Genomic DNA, 17490 nt, shown 5'->3' on the forward strand with positions numbered 1-17490 from the left:
ATGACCTCCGAATCATGGAGACCCATAGATTCAGATCATAAATAAATATGCAACTGTAATGTTAGGATCGATTTCGGTGAAGTTGTACACGACCTTGTCCTTCGCCATTTCGCTGGGCGTGAAGGACACGTGGAAGTCGCCGTTGAAGTCGCTGCCCGAGGCGGAAACCCAGGGGAAATCCCAGCCCATTCGCTGTCGATAGGCCTCGATCTTCTCGAGCGGCGCGCTCGATGCGGCGACCAGCGTAACGTCGTGATGGTTAAGATGCGGCAGGGCGCCATCGAAATGGTCGACAAGGAAGGAGCAGCTTGGGCAACCGGCGTCCCAGCTCTCGCCGAACATGAAGTGGTAGACGAGAAGCTGGCTGCGTCCGTCGAAGAGCTCCGCCAACGTTCTTGGGCCTTCCGGTGTATCTAAGGTGTAGGATTTCTCCAGCCGCACCCAAGGCAATGCCTGACGTTGGGTGTTTATCTTGTCCCGCAGCCGACTATGTTCCTTCTCCAGCGCCAGCAGCGATCTGCGTGCCTGCAGCCATTCCTCCTGAGATACGACGGCGTGGTTCGGTCCCATATCCGTTCCTCCTCCAGTGCGGGGCTTTGTTCGAATTTCTCGTTGGAGCACCGATTATAACGCAGCTCGAGCCTTGCGGTGAGCACGTCGAACGGTGGAGGCATTGCCATTTGTGCTTGACTATTTAGGTTGATATCAACATTAGTCGGACATGTCAAAGTCGCCGCTCATCCCTTTCTCGACCACGATCTTCGTCAGGGATACCTGCCTGTGCCTGCATGTCCAGCGCGCCGCCCGGGCGCTGGCCCGCCGTTTCGACGAGGCGCTCAGGCCGCTCGACATCACCAATGGACAGTTCTCGCTGATGATGTCGCTCAATAGGCCGGAGCCGCCGAGCATGAGCGCGGTCGCGTCGCTCCTGGCCATGGATCGCACGACGCTGACTGCAGCGCTGAAGCCGCTGGAGCGTCGCAGTCTTCTGGAGACCTTCGTGGATCCGCAGGACAGACGACTGCGGCGCCTGCGACTGACGGAAGCGGGCGAGCGGCTGCTGACTGAAGCCGTGCCAATCTGGAAGCGAACGCATGAGGCGATCGATGCGCAACTCGGCGACGCCGGCCCCGAGCGGCTGCGGGCCGACCTCCTCGCTCTTACATAGGCGCCGCATGATCAGGATGGAGTGCGCCTTTCGCCGAGAAGCGCGACAATCTCCGTGATCAGCGCCGTTGCCTGCCGCAGCCTCTCTTCCCCTAAGTCAGCTCCGAGCGCATTCGCCCAGATGGCCTGCCGGCCGGCGATGTCGGCGAGCGCCGCCTCCCCTTTCTCGGTTAGCGCCATCAACTTGGCGCGCTGATGGACCGGATTGCTCCGATAGGCGATCAATCCCTCGGCATCGAGAAGATCGGCGATGCGCTGCACCCCTTGCCGGGCCAATCCCAGCAATCGGGCTGTTTCCGCCACGGACATGGGCGCATGGCCGGCTGCCGCCAGCACCTGCCATCGCGCACTGCTCTGGCCGGACGGCTCCGCAAGCCTATCTCCTTCCGAGTTCAGGTGACCGGCGAGACGAAGCACGGAGATTGCCAATTCGGCAAAGGCATCGCCGGCGGGCGTGCGCGTGGGAAAGCTCATATTGACAACATGCTGTCAAAAGTGGATGTTGACAATATGTTGTCGTATTCGTGTCGGCTTTACAAGCTTTGAATGGGAGGAACGCTGATGAAGACGACCTACAAGGGTAGCTGCCATTGTGGACGGATTCGGTACGAGGTCGATGTCGACCTTAACGCCGGGACCAGTCGATGCAATTGTTCGTACTGCTCGAAACTGCGCTATTGGGGCGCCAGCGTGAAGCCGGAGAATTTTCGGCTCCTGTGCGAAGAGACCGGTATCGGAGACTATCAGTTCGCCACGATGAGCGGCCATCACCGGTTCTGCATGACATGCGGTGCCGCGCCCTACGGCCACGGCTATGTCGAAGAGATCGGCGGCGCCTTCGTCTCCATCAATATTTCGTGCCTCGACGATATCGATCCGGGGGTGCTTGCGGCCCTGCCGATCCAGTATATGGACGGGCTGCACAACAACTGGTGGAATGCGCCGGCCGAGACGAAATACATGTGAGGGATCACGTTTCGCTGAGCTTGCGGGCCGCGGCGGCCAGGCATTTCTCGAACGCCGCGAGGTCGGTGTAGACCGCGTCCCTCGCTGCATCGCCGACTATGATGATGCCGCCGCGGCGTTCGATGCCGGAATGCAGCATGAGGTTGTCGATCAGGCCGAAATCCTCGACCGACAACCCGTCGGGGTCGCGCAACCGGCCTTCCGCATCAGGCGCGACGGCGCCCTTGAAGTGTTCGACAACGCGGTCGGTGTGGTCGCGCGCCACATTGGTATAGGCAAAGACCGGCTTGCCGAGCGCGCACATGAAGCCGAGCTCGAACGTGGTCCCGGTGTCGGCGGCGATGCCGCGAAAGGGCGTCAGGTTTGCGATGATCGCGTCCGCCTCGAGCATCATCTGTTCGTCCACGGCGCTGATCGCTGCCGCACGATCCCGCTTCGAATTGGTTGGCGGAATTTTCAGGTCGCCCGGCGACAGGGGGATCAATCCGGCGGCACGCGTCAGCGACGCCTTTTGATCGAGCATTTCGAGCGCATTGGGCAGGAAGACCTCGGGTCCGGCCAGGTAGACTTTCTTCGCCATAAGTTCCCAGTCCCGCCCGACGATGTGGTTGGATCGGACTTGCGTTCTCGACAAACTGGAGCCGGATGAGGAGATGAAGCTCATCCGGTCTGACATAACCTTTTGCAGCTGCGGCGATCCGATGGCTTAGCGGTCGCCCAGGTCCCGGACAGCCCCGCGGTCGGCGGAGGTCGCGAAGGCGGCATAGGCCTTGAGCGCCGTCGTCACCCGACGCTTGCGCTGTTCGGCCGGCTTCCATCCCTTGGCGTCCTGCTCCGCGCGGCGGCTGGCAAGCTCGGCTTCCTCGACGCGCAGGCTGATGGTGCGGTTGGGGATATCGATATCGATGATGTCGCCTTCGCGGACGAGCCCGATCGTGCCGCCATTCGCCGCCTCGGGCGAGACGTGGCCGATCGAGAGACCGGAGGTACCGCCGGAGAAGCGGCCGTCGGTGATCAGCGCGCAGGCCTTGCCGAGGCCCTTCGACTTCAGGTAGCTCGTCGGATAGAGCATTTCCTGCATGCCGGGTCCGCCCTTCGGACCTTCATAGCGGATGACGACCACGTCGCCGGCCTTGATCTCGTTGCCGAGGATCGCCTTGACGGAGGCGTCCTGGCTCTCGAAGACCCGGGCCGGACCGGAGAACTTCAAGATGCTCTCGTCGACACCGGCCGTCTTCACGATGCAGCCGTCGAGCGCGATATTGCCCTTCAGGACGGCGAGGCCGCCGTCCTTGGAGAAGGGATGTTCGACCGAGCGGATGACGCCCTTCTCGCGGTCGGTGTCGAGTTCGTCCCAGCGCGCCGCCTGGCTGAAGGCGACCTGGGTCGGGATGCCGCCGGGGGCGGCGCGGAAGAAGTTGCGGACCGTTTCGCTCGACGTGCGGGTGATGTCCCAGCGATCGATGGCGTCGCCGATCGTCTCGCTGTGCACGGTCGGGCACTCGCGGTTGATGAGGCCGCCTTTTTCCAGTTCACCGAGGATCGACATGATGCCGCCGGCGCGATGCACGTCTTCCATGTGCACGTCGGCTTTTGCCGGTGCTACCTTCGACAGGCAGGGAACCTTGCGCGACAGCCGGTCGATGTCGTCCATGGTGAAGTCGACCTCGCCTTCATAGGCGGCGGCGAGGATGTGCAGGACGGTGTTGGTCGAGCCGCCCATGGCGATGTCGAGCGCCATGGCGTTCTCGAAGGCCTTCTTGCTCGCGACCGAGCGCGGCAGGATACGGTCGTCGTCCTGCTCGTAATAGCGCCGCGCCAGGTCGACGACGAGATGGCCGGCCTCGACGAAGAGGCGCTTGCGGTCCGCATGGGTGGCGAGCGTCGAGCCGTTGCCGGGCAGCGACAGGCCGAGCGCCTCGGTCAGACAGTTCATCGAGTTGGCCGTGAACATGCCGGAGCAGGAGCCGCAGGTCGGACAGGCGGACCGCTCGATGACCTTGACGTCCTCGTCGGAAACACTGTCGTCGGCGGCCGCGACCATGGCGTCGACGAGGTCGAGCGCGTGCGTCTTGCCGTGCAGCACGACCTTGCCCGCCTCCATCGGCCCGCCGGAGACGAAGACGGCGGGGATGTTGAGGCGCAAGGCCGCCATCAGCATGCCGGGGGTGATCTTGTCGCAGTTGGAGATGCAGACCATGGCGTCGGCGCAGTGGGCGTTGACCATGTATTCGACGCTGTCGGCGATGATTTCGCGCGACGGCAGCGAATAAAGCATGCCGTCATGGCCCATGGCAATGCCGTCGTCGACTGCGATGGTGTTGAATTCCTTGGCGACGCCGCCCGCCGCCTCGATCTCGCGGGCGACGAGCTGGCCGAGGTCCTTGAGATGCACGTGACCGGGCACGAATTGGGTGAAGGAGTTCACCACCGCAATGATCGGCTTGCCGAAGTCGCTGTCCTTCATGCCCGTCGCGCGCCAGAGGCCGCGGGCGCCGGCCATGTTGCGGCCGTGAGTGGTGGTGCGGGAGCGATAGGCAGGCATGAACGTTTCCTTCACGGACGAATGTCGATACGCGAATATGGCGATCCTTGAGCGCCGGTGCAGGGGTACTAGCGCAAAATTGCGCGCGCGTCATCTTTCGCGTCAGATTATTTCCGCCTGCCGGGGCGGACAGGCGCGCAGGCCTTGAGGGCGAGGTCTGGTCGGTCGCAGTTGCCTTGCACGGCATTCGATCCGGAGCGGTTGGGCTATGTGCCGACCTATTCCTCGATGTTCGCCTGGATGGCGCCTTGCTTGCCAAGCCGGATCAACAAGTCCATTCTTTTGCAGCATTCACGCCTGTGCCGCGGACTCTTCGCCGCCGGGTGCGTATTGAGGTTCGTCCGCGATGAACTGCCATGAATGCGGTAGCGAGATAGAGAGCGGCTTCGCGTTTTGCCCGAAATGCGGCGCCAAACAGCAGAGTTCGTGCCCAGCTTGCGGCTACCGCTGCGCGCCGCATTTCGCCTTCTGCCCCAGTTGCGGCGCCCGGCTCGGAGCGCCCGCGGAAGCCCGACCGGCTCCGAAGCCGATCACGACGGCGCCTGTGCCACAGGCGCCTGCAGCACCGTCGGCACAGGATATCAGGGCCGACCGGCGCACAGTTACGGTCCTGTTTGCCGATCTTTGCGGCTTCACCGGCCTTAGCGAGCAGATCGATCCGGAAATTCTCCAGGCGCTGCAGAACGAGCTCTTCGAGGAATTGACGAGCGCCGTCGAGACGTTCGGCGGCTTCGTCGACAAGTTCATCGGCGATGCGCTGCTTGCGCTCTTCGGCGCCCCGGTGGCCCATGAGGACGATCCGGAGAGGGCTCTTCGGGCCGCATTGGAGATGCGCGATCGGGCCGCGCAGGTGAGTGACCGCTGGCACAGGCGCATCGGCCTGCCGCTCAGCCTCCATATCGGCGTCAACACCGGCCCGGTCGTCACCGGCGGCTTCGGGGCGGGCGACACGAAGTCCTATTCGGTCACCGGCGACACTGTAAACACGGCGCAGCGCCTGCAGGCGTTGGCGGGCCCGGATGAAATCCTTGCGGGGCCGGTTACTTACAAGCTCACCCGGCATGCCTTCGCCTATGAAACGCTCGGCGCCGTTGCCCTGCGCGGCAAGACCGGCAGCCTTCAGGTCCATCGCGTGGGCGGCGCGCTCGAGGCGCCGCGCCCGGCAAGGGGCCTGGACGCCCTCGGTCTCAGTGCGCCGCTCATCGGACGCGACGCCGAGGTCGCCCGCATGCGCGATTGCCTGGTGCTCGCCTGCGCCGGCACCGCGCAGGTCGTGCGGCTGACCGGGGAAGCCGGCATCGGCAAGTCGCGTCTGGTGAGCGAGTTTCTGGCGACCCTCGGCGAGGATCCGCGCTTTGCGCATGTGGCCGTCAGGCGTGCGGCCTGTTCTCCGCTCGGCGAGCCGTCCTACGGGACGCTCGCCACCGTGCTGAGCAGTGCATATGGCATACCTGCCGGCGGGACGGCGGAGGAAACGCAGGAGCGGCTGGCGTCCGGTCTTGCCGAAATCGGCTTTAGCGCCGACGAGCTCGGCGAGTTGATGCCGCTTCTCTTCCATATCCTGGGGATAGGAGATCGCGAAGGTGCCCTGCAGCACGTTGCTCCCGACCAGATCCGGCGCCAACTCCTCTCCGTCATCCGCACCCTGTTCGAGCGGCGGCTCGAACGGACGCCGTTGCTCATCGTCCTTGAAGATCTGCACTGGGCGGATTCCGCTTCCCTGGAGGCCTTGCGCTTCGTGCTCGACCGGCTGGATCGTCGTCCTTTGATGCTGATCACCACGCAGCGACCCGACGCCGGCCCGGAGCGTCTGGCCCCGGGTCGCACGGGCGTCACCGCACTGCGCCTCGGGCCGCTCTCTCCCGCCGACGGACAGCGGCTTCTTGCCGGTTTCTTCGGAGAGACTTGCCTCCCTGGAAGCCTGCGCCAGCAAATCCTCGCGCGTGCCGGCGGCAACCCACTGTTCATCGAGGAAATCGTCCGGGGCCTCATCGAGCTCGAAACGCTGCGGCGCGATGGCTCCGAATGGCACGTCGCCGACGGCGAAGCGAGAGTCGACATTCCCGCGGGTATCGAGGCGATGCTGCTGGCGCGGATCGATCGGTTGCCGCAGGAGGTGCGCCGTCTCGTCCATGGTGCGGCCGTCATCGGCCCGCGCTTCGACGCCGAGTTGCTTGCCGTCATCTCTCCCCAGCCCAGCGATGTCGCATCGGGTCTGGAGTTGCTTTGCGACGCCGAGATCATCGAAGAGAGTGCCAGGGGCGGTACGCAGGCACCGCAAGGCTTTCGCTTCGTGCAGTCCCTGCTGCACGAGGTGGTCTACAACAATCTCCTCGTCAAGCGGCGCACGGAGATTCATGCGGCCATCGCGAACGCTCTGGAGCGCCGCCATGGGGAGAATCCGGAGCGCTTCGAGGATCTGGCTGTCCTCGGGCATCACTACAGTCAGTCCGCCGATCGGGCCAGGGGCGCACACTACCTGATGGCCGCAGGAGACCGGGCAAGCCAGCTCTACGCCAACGAGGACGCCATCCGCTTCTATCGGCAGGCGATGGCCGCCCTTGCCACGCTTGGCGAAGAGCGGCCGGACTGGTTCGTCGCTCGCGAGCGGATTGCCGATCTCCTGGTGCCGTTCGGCGAGCGCGCGCAAGCCGAGGAGCACTACCGCGCCCTGCTTGGCTCTCATCGCGTATCGGCAGACCCAGTTGCTTCTGCACGAATCCTCCGCAAGCTCGGCCATCTTCTCTGGGAGGCCGGCAAGCGCGATCAAGCGCAGGCGAGATTCACGGAAGCGTCGGGCCTCCTCGAACGCGCCGAGGCACCGGTCGAAAGCGCGTCGCTGTTGCAGGAGCGGGGGCATCTCGCCTTCCGCATGGGCGACTATCTTGCTGCCTCCCAATGGGCGGAGGAAGCTTTGGAGCGGGTCAAGGCGCTTGGTCCAGACGTGAGCGACGAGACCCGGCGGGAGGTGGCCCTTGTCACCGCCGAGGCATTGAATACCAAGGGGGTGGCTCTCGCGCGAAGCGGCCGCACGCGAGAGGCGATCGAGGCTGTGGAGACGAGCGTTGCCGTCGCCGAAGCAGCTGCCCTGATGCACGCGGCCTGCCGCGGCTACACGAATCTCGGCGTGCTCTATACGATCGTCGACCCGAAGCTTGCGATCGACATCTGCCGGCGCGGCCTCGACATGGCCCACCGCATCGGCGATCTCGGCTTTCAGGCTCGGCTGCTCGCCAATCTCGCGGTCGCCTGTTGCACCTTCACCGACCGCTGCGCGACCGAAGGCGTGCCGGCGGCGCAAAGGGCGATCGAAATCGACCGGGCGCTCGATCAGCGCGACCATTTGCCGGTATCGCTGCTCGTGCTGGGGCAGATCTACCAGTGCCACGGCAGGCCAGCTGATGCGCGCCAGCTCTACGGCGAAGCGCTCGCCCTTGCCGGCGAAACCGGCGAGGCGCAGGTGCTGTTTCCGTGCTATGATGGCCTAGCGACACTTTGCCTCGATGAAGGCGAACTCGCCGAGGCCGAACGCCAGTTCCGTTTGGCTCACGACATCTGCGAAAGCCACGATCTCGACCCGGAAGCCTTGGTGATACTGCCGTTCCTCGACTGAACGGTCCTTCATTCCAGGCAAGGGCGCGGAGAGAAGCAGCCTCGCACGCCTAAACGAGGCCCGGGGCTGCACGAGGGAGGAGAACAGCCATGGCGGAAAATCGCAGCTCCGGGCCATTGCAGCCGGGCGACCGGGCGCCGAACGTGGTGCTCGACGCGATCACCCAGGAGGGCAAGATCGCCCTCGATGATTTTCGGGGACACAAACCTGTTCTGGTGGGTCTGTTCAGGGGGCTGCAATGCCCATTCTGCCGCCGGCAGATCGCCACGATGGCGCAGCTCAAGGCTGCTCTGAGCGAAAAGGGCGTCGAGACCCTAACCGTCGTGAACACGCCGATCGAGCGAGCGCGCCTCTATTTCCGCTACCATCCCTTGCCGAATTTGCTCGCCGCGGCGGATCCCGACCGGATTTCGCATCGAGCCTTCGGCTTGCCGAATCTCGAATTCACCGAAGACGAGGACGATTGGCCGCGCAAGATGAGCATGCAGACGGTGATGTCGATGCGCATCGACATGCCTGGCGTATTGCCGAAACCGATGGATCCGGTCGCCGCGTCGAATTATCTCCAGAAGGCCGACGCCTACGAGATGACGGACGACGACCGTCGGATGGAGGCCGCGGCGATGGCGCAACTCGTCGGTGAATTCCTGCTCGACCGGGACGGTGTTGTGCGATGGTCCTTTACCGAAGCTGCGCCGGACGGCCGCAACATGTTCCGTGCGCCTTCTCCGGACGAAGTGATGTCGGCAGCGTCGCAGGTCGCTCACTGAAAGCTGGCGGCCAGGGGCGCCTTCCTCCGGCGCGTGGGCAGACTGTGCCCGGCTCGCATTTTCGCGATCACTGCAAACAAAAAAGGCCGGGGTAGACCCGACCTTCCTCATCACCTTTCCCTTTGCCAGTCCATCCGTGGTCAAAGGCGAGGTGGATCTTTCCTAGCCGCCGATCGTGACAACCGGATGACAAGCAATCGAAGAAGCACGGATCGATTGCATCGGCGGTGAATATGCGGGCCTCTCCGAGAGCGTCGCAAGTATCGACCGGCAGAAATCGAAAGACCGGCGAGGTCGCGCGTTAGATCTTTCTAAATAATTCATCGACAAGATGTCGATATGCGCGGCTCGCTACTCTTCATTGTTGCATTGGCTGGCCTTATGGCGATCGATCAGATCGTCTGGGACGGCCGGTATAGCCGCGCGACTTGGCGCGAAGCGAAAGAACAAGCCAACTCGGTTCGGTATCGGGTGGAATATTGGGTCGGCGATATCGTCAGGCTCTAGAGTCGGCCATGTCCGAGCGGCGATCTAAATAAAACCTTGGGGCGGTTGCCATTGCGATCGCAAAGGCGCAGTGTCCAACCTTCAGTAGCAATATTACGGGCGCTACTGCTTGAGGGCTGACTACCCTGGCCCCCAACGAAAGGAGGACGTCATGTCTTCCACCGTAGACAATTTCTCGAATTCCGATTTGGACATGATCCGGTCCGTCTTGGACGAGGCCGGCTATGACGCCAGCCTCCTTGTCGCGGATCAGCGGCTTTTCAACACGGCCGCATTGCTTGTGACCAAGCTGTTCCTGGCGGGTGAGACGTCCCGAATGGGCCTTGCAGCGAAGCTCGAATATCAATTGGGCACTGCCGGCAAGCACAGGCAACCGTCAGGAACATGCCTGGCGCGCTACGCAATCCAAGGTCTCCCACTCGAGCTTCAGTCGCGAAACCTCGCCCAACAAAAAAGGCCGGGCTGATCCGACCTTCCTCATCATCTTCCCCTTTGCCAGTCCATCCGTGGTCAAAGGCGAAGTGGGTCTTTCCTAGCCGCCGATCGTGACAATCGCGTGACCCGCAGCCGAAAAAGCGGTTGGGCAAGCTGCGATCGGCCTATGGGAAATACCTCTACCGGCCCAAGAACGTCGAAAATATCAACGAAATAGAGGGTGAAGTCGCGCCAAGCCAAGGCGGACGAATTCCGCAGGGCCGGATGAAAGCCGGTCAGCGCATGCCTTGACCTTCGCGAGGAAAGCCCGGATCGACACTCGAGGAAGACCGCTCATCCGCATGGCGAATTCAGGGATGGCTGAAGCGCGAACCTGATTTCTCTTAGCGAAGCTGCGCACCGCTACATGCGCCTCGCCCAGGAAGCAGATCAGCAGGAGCGATCGGCCGCGTGACGATCTATCGGCCGCTGTGAGTCTACTGCTTGGGCATGACGCCCTTGCTTATCAGCCACGCCTCGAAAGTGCCCGGACGCCCATTGTGAGTCCATTCCGCGCGGTATGAGAAACCAGGGGCTGCACCCCGAATGCCGATGCTTCCATCAACAAGGCGTTCGGTTACACCCGGCTCGTGGGTCTTTCGGAGATACTTCTTCTTCACTTTCATGAGTCTCATTGCCTGCCTCCCCCGGGGTACAACCAGGAGTCCGAGGGTCGCACAGGCCACGTGTGAGTCAAGGATTACAAGCAATATCAATGGGATAATAACAAGTTGGGCTAAGACCTCTGGCCCATTTATTGTTGGACCAAGGTCCTAGCAGAGCTCCGCTCGGCCGTAGCCGAGGTGCGGTTGATGGCGGGTTCCCAAACTCGCTTCAGGATTGTTTTTCGGTGGCTTACCTACCCAAATGTGTAACTAGACAGGTCCCGTATCGCGAAGCATTTTTACGCCGGGGGTGGACCATGTCGAGTATGCAGGAACTCGCGAAACAAAATCCCGGGCTTATCTCGGGGTGGCGTCTTTCCGTCACTCTGCAGCCCGGCACACCTTTAAAATGGCTTCTGAGGCATTGGGAAGTTAAGGAGGGTGCCAGCTACCCCAGTGAAGAAATCCCCACAAGCTTCGCGATGTGGATGCCCATCGTGAAGACATGGGCAGAGCTCGGTATTCCCCGAAAAGAATCTTCGCCGACGATGGCCTCTGCCGTGGGGCAAATACCGGTGGATGGAGGCGATCTTCTGCCTTTCCTTATCAAGTACCGGTCGATTGTCGAACTCGTGCCCATCCTCCATCAGGGTCGCCAGATAAGGCGGCTGAAAGCGGAGTATCCGGAATTTTCTCACCTGGTAGAACAGGCGAACAGACCCGGTGCAGGGAAGCTAAAGCGGTTCCCGGGAAGCTACAAAAGGCACCTGCGGAGGCTGGGGAAGCGTTAAACCGGAGGGGCGCCCAGTGGCGCTTCTGAAGCCCGGTGTAGCCTTTTTTCGTCGTCTATGGCTCGATCGATCGCCTCGATGCTCATCTGAAATTCAATCACGCCCTTTGCAGTTGCCACGACCTCCCTGGCTCCCTATTGCTGGCAACATCGCGTCGACGCTCGACCAATTCCTGACGCAATCTCAGCAGGTTATCGATGTGTTCCTTGCTTCTCGCCACGTCATCTCTCCCATCACATCTGACAACTGCATAGATTGGCACCTCGCGAGCAGCAGGCAACAAAAAAGGCCCCCGCCCGTCCTACTTAGGGGAGCGGTCATTCCTTGAGTTCTCCACATCATGTAACCGCTGCAGGAGATCTCTTATCTTCGCGGGCAGTTGTGGCTTGACTTTGAACACGGGAAGAGATCGGAGGAAATCGACGTTGCGAGCGGTGGCCATTGTCCGCCGGATACGCCTCGCCAAGTTTGTGTGGGGCTTCTTCATGTGGCCCGTCCAAAGGGACAAAACATCCAAGCTGAGTGAATGTTCCGGGCAGCAGATGCCGGCCGCTCAATTCAACGGGATAGACGCGATTTCCCGCCGTTCCTCATCATCCATCGGTAAATCGCTGAAACCTTCTCCAACCGCCCTCCAGAGCCGCTAGACGAGACTTTCCCTGGCCCTTTTGGTGCTATCCTTGAGACACGCTATCTCAGAGAGGACCTATGCATGTGGCTCGAATTGCACGACAGCAATGGACCGATATTCGTCAACATGGACACCGTTACGCACTTCCAGCGGGTTGAAGGGCAGCGGCGCACCACTCTCGTCACCTGCGCGACTAAAAGCGGGACCTGCGTCACGCTCCAGGTTAACGAGTCGCCTGACGAGATCATGGGCATGATCGGCGAATATTGACGCGGGTTGACCCGAGCACTCGTACCAAGGATTGCGGAGTTCGCTTCGGGGAACCTTTTGAGCACTGAGTCGTTATATCGCATCGCTCTACGCATACATGCCCTATGCGATCCCAAAAAAGGAGCGAAGAGTCCAAGAGACGACTCCGGCGCCCGTCTAATCAGCGGGCGCTTTGCTTTGGAGAGACGAACAAAAAAGGCCGGGAACGCTGGCCCCGACCTTCCGTCATCGCCTCCCGCCGCTGCCAGTACATCCGTGGTCAACGACGAAAGGCGTATGAGTGATCACAATGTAAGCGGTGATTGAATTTTAATCAAATCGGGAATCATAAACCCGATCATCAGGGGCGCAGGTTCACTGAACCTAAAGAGCACTACGTAAAGCGGCCCCTGAGGACCACCAAAACGTAATCATTTCAAGGAATTGGATGGTGGGCGTGACAAGGATCGAACTTGTGACCCCTACGATGTCAACGTAGTGCTCTCCCGCTGAGCTACACGCCCATCCGATGCGGCGCATAGACCATAAAACCGGCGTCGGCGTCAATAGGCTTTTCGAAGGTTTTTTGACAGAAAATTCGAAGGCGTCGGCGCGGCGGAATTGCTATGGCTCGCGTTCCGACTTTTGCTCGCTGCAGGCGCATTGAGCAGACTAAATGATTGAAATAACAAAAAGCCGCTGCCGAATGAACGTGCAGCGGCAGAACGACCCCGCGCCCTTGCGTACGGGAATCGAGGGGAATTTATTCGTTCAGATCGAGCGATCGACGGTTGTCACAGCGCCGGGCGCCGGCGGGGCCGACGGGGCTGTTTCAGGCGGCCAGCATCTTGTTGACCTCGTTGACGAGGTCGCGAAGGTGGAAGGGCTTGGAGAGCACCTTGGCGTCCTTCGGGGCCTTCGAGTCCGGGTTCAGCGCGACGGCGGCAAACCCGGTGATGAACATCACCTTCAGGTCCGGATCGAGCTCGGTTGCCCGGCGGGCAAGCTCGATGCCGTCCATCTCTGGCATGACGATGTCGGTCAGGAGGAGCGAAAAGGGCTCTTCGCGAAGCCGGTCGTAGGCGCTGGCGCCATTGTCGTAGGACAGGACCTTGTAGCCAGCCTTTTCCAACGCCTTCACGAGGAAGCGGCGCATGTCGTTGTCGTCTTCGGCAAGGAGGATTTTCGCAGTCATGAATCGGCCGTGGCTACTTCTTTTCAATGCTTCTGGGATGCGGCAGCCTAGCAAACCGCAACAGCGTAAATATCCGGTGAGCGGAAGGCGTCAACCCCCTGAACCGGCGGGAGGCCACTATGGACACAGAGGCGGCCAGCTGGCAACATGATCCAAACACCAAGATGCGCATATAGTAAAAGGGTTCCGATGGGGGAAGTGGCCGAGTGGGACGTGTTCGAGGTTCTGGAACCCGCGAGCCAGCGGATCCCCTTCGTGTTCAACTCCCCGCATAGCGGGCGCACTTATCCCCAGTCTTTTCTCGATCAGTCGCGGCTTGATTCGCATTCGATCCGCCGGTCCGAGGATCACTTCGTCGACGAGCTCTTCCAAAGCGCGACACTTCTCGGAGCGCCGCTGCTGCGGGCCCATTTCCCGCGCGCTTTTCTCGACGTCAACCGAGAACCCTACGAGCTCGATCCGCACATGTTCGAGGGGCCGCTGCCGGCCCACGCCAATATCAGCTCGATGCGGGTTGCCGGCGGGCTGGGGACGGTGCCGCGGCTGGTGGCCGAGAACATGGAGATTTATCGCAGCCGTTTCCCGGTCGAGGAGGCGCTGGCGCGCATCGAGGCGATATACAAACCCTACCATGCGACACTCAGGAAGCTGATTGCCCGCACCCATGTCCAGTTCGGGATGGCGGTGCTCATCGACTGCCATTCGATGCCCGGAAACGTTCACCTGGCAGGTAGCGGCCAGCGCCCGGATTTCATCATCGGCGACCGTTATGGAACGAGTGCCGCCGCGGAACTGTCACGCGTTGCGGTCGAGCTCCTGGAGCAGCTCGGCTATGCAGTGACCCGCAACAAGCCCTATGCCGGCGGCTTCATCACCGAGCACTACGGTCGGCCGACGCGCGGTCTTCACGCGCTTCAGATCGAGATCAACCGCAGCCTCTATATCGACGAGGCGACACTGGTCAGAAAGCCGGGTTTCGCCGCCCTGGCGACCGATCTTGCGACCTTCGTCGCGGCGCTGGCGCGCCATGTGGAGGAGTACGGCGCCTATCTGCCGCTTGCTGCGGAGTAAAATCCCTCTCGCGCTCAAAAAGAACCGCGCCAGCGGCGCGGTCAAGTCTAGGGAGGAAACACCCAAGGAGGGTATTTGCAGCCACGCGTGACTGCCTGGAAACTTTAATATTGCACTGCACAATTGTCAAGTTTCAAGGGGTCAGTCTTTTGCGTCGCGGCAAAACCAATGCAGCGATCCGGACGTGGACGCAGCTGTTCCCGAACCGGCGCCGCCGGTGCCGTCGTTGCCTTTCGACAAATTTCCTCTATTCAGAAGGAACTTCGTTCCTCCGCTCAAGAGAGTGACATGCTGCCCGATCGTTCCTTCTTCGACCGCCTCGCCGATGCCGCCAAGGCGGAAACCCTGCCGCGCTTCCGCACAGGCACGAGCGTCGTCAACAAGCTCGAGGGCGGTTTCGACCCCGTCACGGAAGCCGACCAGTCGGCGGAAGCGGCGATCCGGCTGTTGATCGAAGGCGCGTTTCCCGAGCACGGCATCCTCGGCGAGGAGCACGGCAATATTGGCCTCGATCGCGAACATGTCTGGGTCATCGATCCGATCGACGGGACCCGTGCCTTCATCTCCGGCCTGCCGGTCTGGGGAACTCTGATCGGGCTCTACCGCAACGGCAGGGCGATCATGGGACTGATGGACCAGCCCTTCACCGGCGAGCGCTATTTCGCCGACGGCCAGAAAGCGACCTATCGCGGCCCCGGCGGCGAGAAGGTGCTGTCAACGCGTCCCTGCGGTGCGCTCTCGGACGCTGTTCTGTTCACCACCTCGCCGCATCTCTACACGGGCGAACTCAAGGAGCGCTTCGAGGCGCTGCAGGCGAAGGTGCGGCTCTTCCGCTACGGGTGCGATTGCTACGCTTTCGCGCTGCTGGCGGCCGGCCATGTCGACCTCGTCATCGAATGCGGCCTGAAGCCCTATGATGTCGGCGGGCTCATTCCGCTGATCGAGCAGGCGGGCGGCGTCATCACCGACTGGCAGGGCGGGCCGGCGGAAATGGGCGGCGAGATCATCGCCGCCGGCAGCCCGGAACTGCATGCGCAGGCGCTGGAGATGTTGCGATCACGCTGACTCACGCATCCTCCATGGTGCGCGGCGAAGGATCGGCGTCCTCGTCATTCGCCTCCGGCAGGAAGGCCAGAATTGCGGCGAGTGCCTGAGCGCGGTAGCGGTCGGCCTCCTGGAAGAGCTCGTGGCGCGCGCCGTCGATCGGTATCAGGTGGCCGGCCCGGAAATTGCTGGCGAGGAACTCCATCGCGAGATAGGGCACGAGAGCGTCGGCCGTCGGCGCCAGGATGACGGTCGGGACGATGATCTTCGTCAGGTGTTCGCGGCGCATGGCGTGCCTGATCACCCGGAACGACTCGCTGAGCCACCGGCCCGTCGGTGGCCCGATCCGCAAATGCGGATGGGCGTCGATCAAAGCCAGGTTGCGCGCATAGCGTCGGCTGTCGGTGGTCAGCGGATTGTTGTCGAACGGCGTCCGACCCTCGGTGTCGCCGCGCACCGGCAGGCTGCCGAGGCCGAACCAGCGCATGGCGGTGGCGATCGCCACGATGCCGTGCTCGCCGATCGCCTGGCCCCTCAAGCCCAGGAAGGGGGCGAGCAGCACCATCCGGTCGATGCGGCTTGCCAGCATCGGCGCCAGCGACAGGGCGACGAGCGCCCCCATTGAATGGGCGACGATGGAGAAGGGCAGGCGCGTGTCGGGCAGGACGATCTGCTCGAGGAATATCGTGAGGTCGCGCTCGTAATCGGCAAAATGCTCCACGTGGCCACGGCCCGGCTGTGGCAACAGCCGTTCGGACCCACCCTGGCCGCGCCAGTCGAAAGTGGCGACCCAAAATCCTGCCGCCATGAGGTCGCCGATCGTTTCGAAGTATTTCTCGATCGACTCGTTGCGCCCCTGCAGCAGCACGATCGTGCCGCGCGTGACCGGCGCGTTCGCCTTGAACACCGCATAACGAATCTTGCGATCGCCGGCGCCGTCGAAAAAGCCCACCTGGGGCTTTCCCGGTATCGGATTGTCCGGCGTGGATTGAAGGATCGTCGTCATGAAGGCGTCGGCCGATTAGAACGAAGTCGAGATCATCAGGGATAGGCGGCGGTCTCGCCTGCGTCAAAGAAAAAAGCCGGAAGCGGCGGATGAAATCCGGACGATCACCGCTTCCGGCCGCTGAAGGAGAAGGGACATGTCACTTCAGCCCTGGGCGCTTTCACCCAGTGTGCTTGTTTTATACCCGCATGGCTGAACGGCGACCGAACCGGTCGTTCATATGCCGTTCACCAACGCTGCCAGACGGCCCCTTGAACTCATGCGAAGGCATTCCCATGTCTTGCTTGCGGACGCCGTAGACGGGTCCGTTCACCGGTCATGCCACAGCCAAATGGGGTGGCAGGGCAGACATCGCAAACCGTTGCTCTTGAAGGAGGACACCATGCGCCACGTTGATTTTTCCCCCCTCTACCGCTCCACCGTCGGCTTCGATCGCCTGTTCACCATGCTTGACAGCCTTGGCCAGCCCGATCAGGCGCAGACCTATCCGCCCTACAACATCGAGCGGACCGGCGAAAACGCCTATCGCATCACCATGGCCGTTGCCGGCTTCGACGAGACCGAGCTTTCGGTCGAAGCGCGTGAAAACACGCTGACGATCAAGGGCGAAAAGAGCGAGGAGAAGGGTGAGGAAACCCAGTTTCTCCATCGCGGCATCGCCAAGCGCGCCTTCGAGCGCCGCTTCCAGCTTGCCGACCATGTCGAGATCAGAGCCGCCTCGCTGAAGAACGGCCTGCTTCATGTCGATCTCTTGCGCGAGATCCCCGAAGCAGCCAAACCGCGCCGCATCGAGATCACTTCGGTCTCCTCTCAGCCGAAGCAGATCGAGGCGCAGAACGCCTAACTTCAACGGTCA

Annotated in this window: 16 protein-coding genes, 1 tRNA gene and 1 pseudogene; 11 read left to right on the forward strand and 7 right to left on the reverse strand. The window is 62.0% G+C overall.

Annotation, left to right across the window (positions count from 1 at the left end; translation table 11 throughout):
• Window positions 1-63 precede the first annotated feature (63 nt).
• Window positions 64-570, reverse strand: a pseudogene (locus CO676_RS14510) (DUF899 family protein); the annotation flags it as partial.
• 151 nt (window positions 571-721) lie between these two features.
• Here CO676_RS14510 and CO676_RS14515 point away from each other — a divergent pair.
• A complete protein-coding gene (locus CO676_RS14515) occupies window positions 722-1168 on the forward strand; it encodes a MarR family winged helix-turn-helix transcriptional regulator (protein ID WP_097521598.1) in 447 nt (148 codons plus the stop codon).
• A gap of 11 nt (window positions 1169-1179) precedes the next feature.
• Here the strand turns inward: CO676_RS14515 and CO676_RS14520 are convergent, their stop codons facing one another.
• Window positions 1180-1641 (reverse strand): MarR family winged helix-turn-helix transcriptional regulator, encoded by a 462-nt coding sequence (locus tag CO676_RS14520; protein WP_014765936.1) that lies wholly within the window; start codon window positions 1639-1641, stop codon window positions 1180-1182.
• An 87-nt stretch (window positions 1642-1728) separates the two neighbouring features.
• Here CO676_RS14520 and CO676_RS14525 point away from each other — a divergent pair, with 87 nt between their 5' ends.
• Window positions 1729-2133, forward strand: a complete 405-nt coding sequence (locus CO676_RS14525; RefSeq protein WP_014765935.1) for a GFA family protein — start codon at window positions 1729-1731, stop codon at window positions 2131-2133.
• Between the two features lie 4 nt (window positions 2134-2137).
• Here the strand turns inward: CO676_RS14525 and CO676_RS14530 are convergent, their stop codons facing one another.
• Together CO676_RS14530 and ilvD are read right to left on the reverse strand one after the other, a co-directional pair.
• Window positions 2138-2713: a nucleoside 2-deoxyribosyltransferase gene (locus CO676_RS14530; protein WP_097521599.1), complete on the reverse strand. Its 576-nt coding sequence runs from the start codon at window positions 2711-2713 to the stop codon at window positions 2138-2140.
• Window positions 2714-2839: 126 nt separating this feature from the next.
• A complete protein-coding gene (gene ilvD, locus CO676_RS14535; protein WP_014765933.1) occupies window positions 2840-4678 on the reverse strand; it encodes a dihydroxy-acid dehydratase in 1839 nt (612 codons plus the stop codon).
• 346 nt (window positions 4679-5024) lie between these two features.
• On the opposite strand from ilvD, the gene CO676_RS14540 reads away from it, so the two are divergent.
• From CO676_RS14540 to CO676_RS14570, 6 genes are all read left to right on the forward strand, one after another.
• Window positions 5025-8291, forward strand: coding sequence for an adenylate/guanylate cyclase domain-containing protein (locus CO676_RS14540; protein ID WP_097521600.1), 3267 nt, complete (start codon window positions 5025-5027; stop codon window positions 8289-8291).
• Between the two features lie 89 nt (window positions 8292-8380).
• Window positions 8381-9061, forward strand: coding sequence for a peroxiredoxin-like family protein (locus tag CO676_RS14545; protein WP_097521601.1), 681 nt, complete (start codon window positions 8381-8383; stop codon window positions 9059-9061).
• 339 nt (window positions 9062-9400) lie between these two features.
• The gene (locus CO676_RS14550; RefSeq protein ID WP_097521602.1) at window positions 9401-9568 is read left to right on the forward strand and encodes a hypothetical protein; all 168 of its coding nucleotides are present in this window, start codon (window positions 9401-9403) and stop codon (window positions 9566-9568) included.
• Between the two features lie 151 nt (window positions 9569-9719).
• On the forward strand, window positions 9720-10034 hold the full coding sequence (locus CO676_RS14555) for a hypothetical protein (protein WP_014765928.1): 315 nt from the start codon (window positions 9720-9722) through the stop codon (window positions 10032-10034).
• A gap of 930 nt (window positions 10035-10964) precedes the next feature.
• Window positions 10965-11438 (forward strand): hypothetical protein, encoded by a 474-nt coding sequence (locus CO676_RS14565; RefSeq protein ID WP_097521603.1) that lies wholly within the window; start codon window positions 10965-10967, stop codon window positions 11436-11438.
• Window positions 11439-12150: 712 nt separating this feature from the next.
• A complete protein-coding gene (locus CO676_RS14570; protein ID WP_097521604.1) occupies window positions 12151-12339 on the forward strand; it encodes a hypothetical protein in 189 nt (62 codons plus the stop codon).
• Window positions 12340-12767: 428 nt separating this feature from the next.
• On the opposite strand, the gene CO676_RS14575 is transcribed toward CO676_RS14570, so the two are convergent.
• Both CO676_RS14575 and cpdR1 read right to left on the reverse strand, forming a co-directional pair.
• Window positions 12768-12842, reverse strand: a tRNA-Val gene (locus CO676_RS14575).
• 308 nt (window positions 12843-13150) lie between these two features.
• The gene (gene cpdR1, locus CO676_RS14580) at window positions 13151-13513 is read right to left on the reverse strand and encodes a response regulator CpdR1 (RefSeq protein ID WP_003531148.1); all 363 of its coding nucleotides are present in this window, start codon (window positions 13511-13513) and stop codon (window positions 13151-13153) included.
• A 189-nt stretch (window positions 13514-13702) separates the two neighbouring features.
• On the opposite strand from cpdR1, the gene CO676_RS14585 reads away from it, so the two are divergent.
• Window positions 13703-14584: an N-formylglutamate amidohydrolase gene (locus CO676_RS14585; protein ID WP_097521605.1), complete on the forward strand. Its 882-nt coding sequence runs from the start codon at window positions 13703-13705 to the stop codon at window positions 14582-14584.
• 288 nt (window positions 14585-14872) lie between these two features.
• On the forward strand, window positions 14873-15649 hold the full coding sequence (gene hisN / locus CO676_RS14590) for a histidinol-phosphatase (protein WP_014765924.1): 777 nt from the start codon (window positions 14873-14875) through the stop codon (window positions 15647-15649).
• Window position 15650: 1 nt separating this feature from the next.
• On the opposite strand, the gene CO676_RS14595 is transcribed toward hisN, so the two are convergent.
• Window positions 15651-16634 carry an alpha/beta hydrolase gene (locus CO676_RS14595; protein WP_097521606.1) on the reverse strand — a complete coding sequence of 328 codons (984 nt, stop codon included), beginning with the start codon at window positions 16632-16634 and terminating at the stop codon, window positions 15651-15653.
• Between the two features lie 382 nt (window positions 16635-17016).
• Between CO676_RS14595 and CO676_RS14600 the strand changes: the two genes are divergently transcribed.
• On the forward strand, window positions 17017-17478 hold the full coding sequence (locus CO676_RS14600; protein ID WP_014765922.1) for an Hsp20 family protein: 462 nt from the start codon (window positions 17017-17019) through the stop codon (window positions 17476-17478).
• Window positions 17479-17490: the final 12 nt, after the last annotated feature.

The organism is Sinorhizobium sp. BJ1 (genome assembly GCF_002531555.1).
In the GTDB taxonomy this organism is placed as follows: domain Bacteria; phylum Pseudomonadota; class Alphaproteobacteria; order Rhizobiales; family Rhizobiaceae; genus Sinorhizobium; species Sinorhizobium fredii_B.

Coding starts and splice junctions, on each gene's coding strand:
- CO676_RS14515 (WP_097521598.1), top strand. CDS start 722: ATGTCAAAGTCGCCGCTCATCCCTTTCTCGACCACGATCTTCGTCAGG.
- CO676_RS14520 (WP_014765936.1), bottom strand. CDS start 1,641: ATGAGCTTTCCCACGCGCACGCCCGCCGGCGATGCCTTTGCCGAATTG.
- CO676_RS14525 (WP_014765935.1), top strand. CDS start 1,729: ATGAAGACGACCTACAAGGGTAGCTGCCATTGTGGACGGATTCGGTAC.
- CO676_RS14530 (WP_097521599.1), bottom strand. CDS start 2,713: ATGGCGAAGAAAGTCTACCTGGCCGGACCCGAGGTCTTCCTGCCCAAT.
- ilvD (WP_014765933.1), bottom strand. CDS start 4,678: ATGCCTGCCTATCGCTCCCGCACCACCACTCACGGCCGCAACATGGCC.
- CO676_RS14540 (WP_097521600.1), top strand. CDS start 5,025: ATGAACTGCCATGAATGCGGTAGCGAGATAGAGAGCGGCTTCGCGTTT.
- CO676_RS14545 (WP_097521601.1), top strand. CDS start 8,381: ATGGCGGAAAATCGCAGCTCCGGGCCATTGCAGCCGGGCGACCGGGCG.
- CO676_RS14550 (WP_097521602.1), top strand. CDS start 9,401: ATGCGCGGCTCGCTACTCTTCATTGTTGCATTGGCTGGCCTTATGGCG.
- CO676_RS14555 (WP_014765928.1), top strand. CDS start 9,720: ATGTCTTCCACCGTAGACAATTTCTCGAATTCCGATTTGGACATGATC.
- CO676_RS14565 (WP_097521603.1), top strand. CDS start 10,965: ATGTCGAGTATGCAGGAACTCGCGAAACAAAATCCCGGGCTTATCTCG.
- CO676_RS14570 (WP_097521604.1), top strand. CDS start 12,151: ATGTGGCTCGAATTGCACGACAGCAATGGACCGATATTCGTCAACATG.
- cpdR1 (WP_003531148.1), bottom strand. CDS start 13,513: ATGACTGCGAAAATCCTCCTTGCCGAAGACGACAACGACATGCGCCGC.
- CO676_RS14585 (WP_097521605.1), top strand. CDS start 13,703: ATGGGGGAAGTGGCCGAGTGGGACGTGTTCGAGGTTCTGGAACCCGCG.
- hisN (WP_014765924.1), top strand. CDS start 14,873: ATGCTGCCCGATCGTTCCTTCTTCGACCGCCTCGCCGATGCCGCCAAG.
- CO676_RS14595 (WP_097521606.1), bottom strand. CDS start 16,634: ATGACGACGATCCTTCAATCCACGCCGGACAATCCGATACCGGGAAAG.
- CO676_RS14600 (WP_014765922.1), top strand. CDS start 17,017: ATGCGCCACGTTGATTTTTCCCCCCTCTACCGCTCCACCGTCGGCTTC.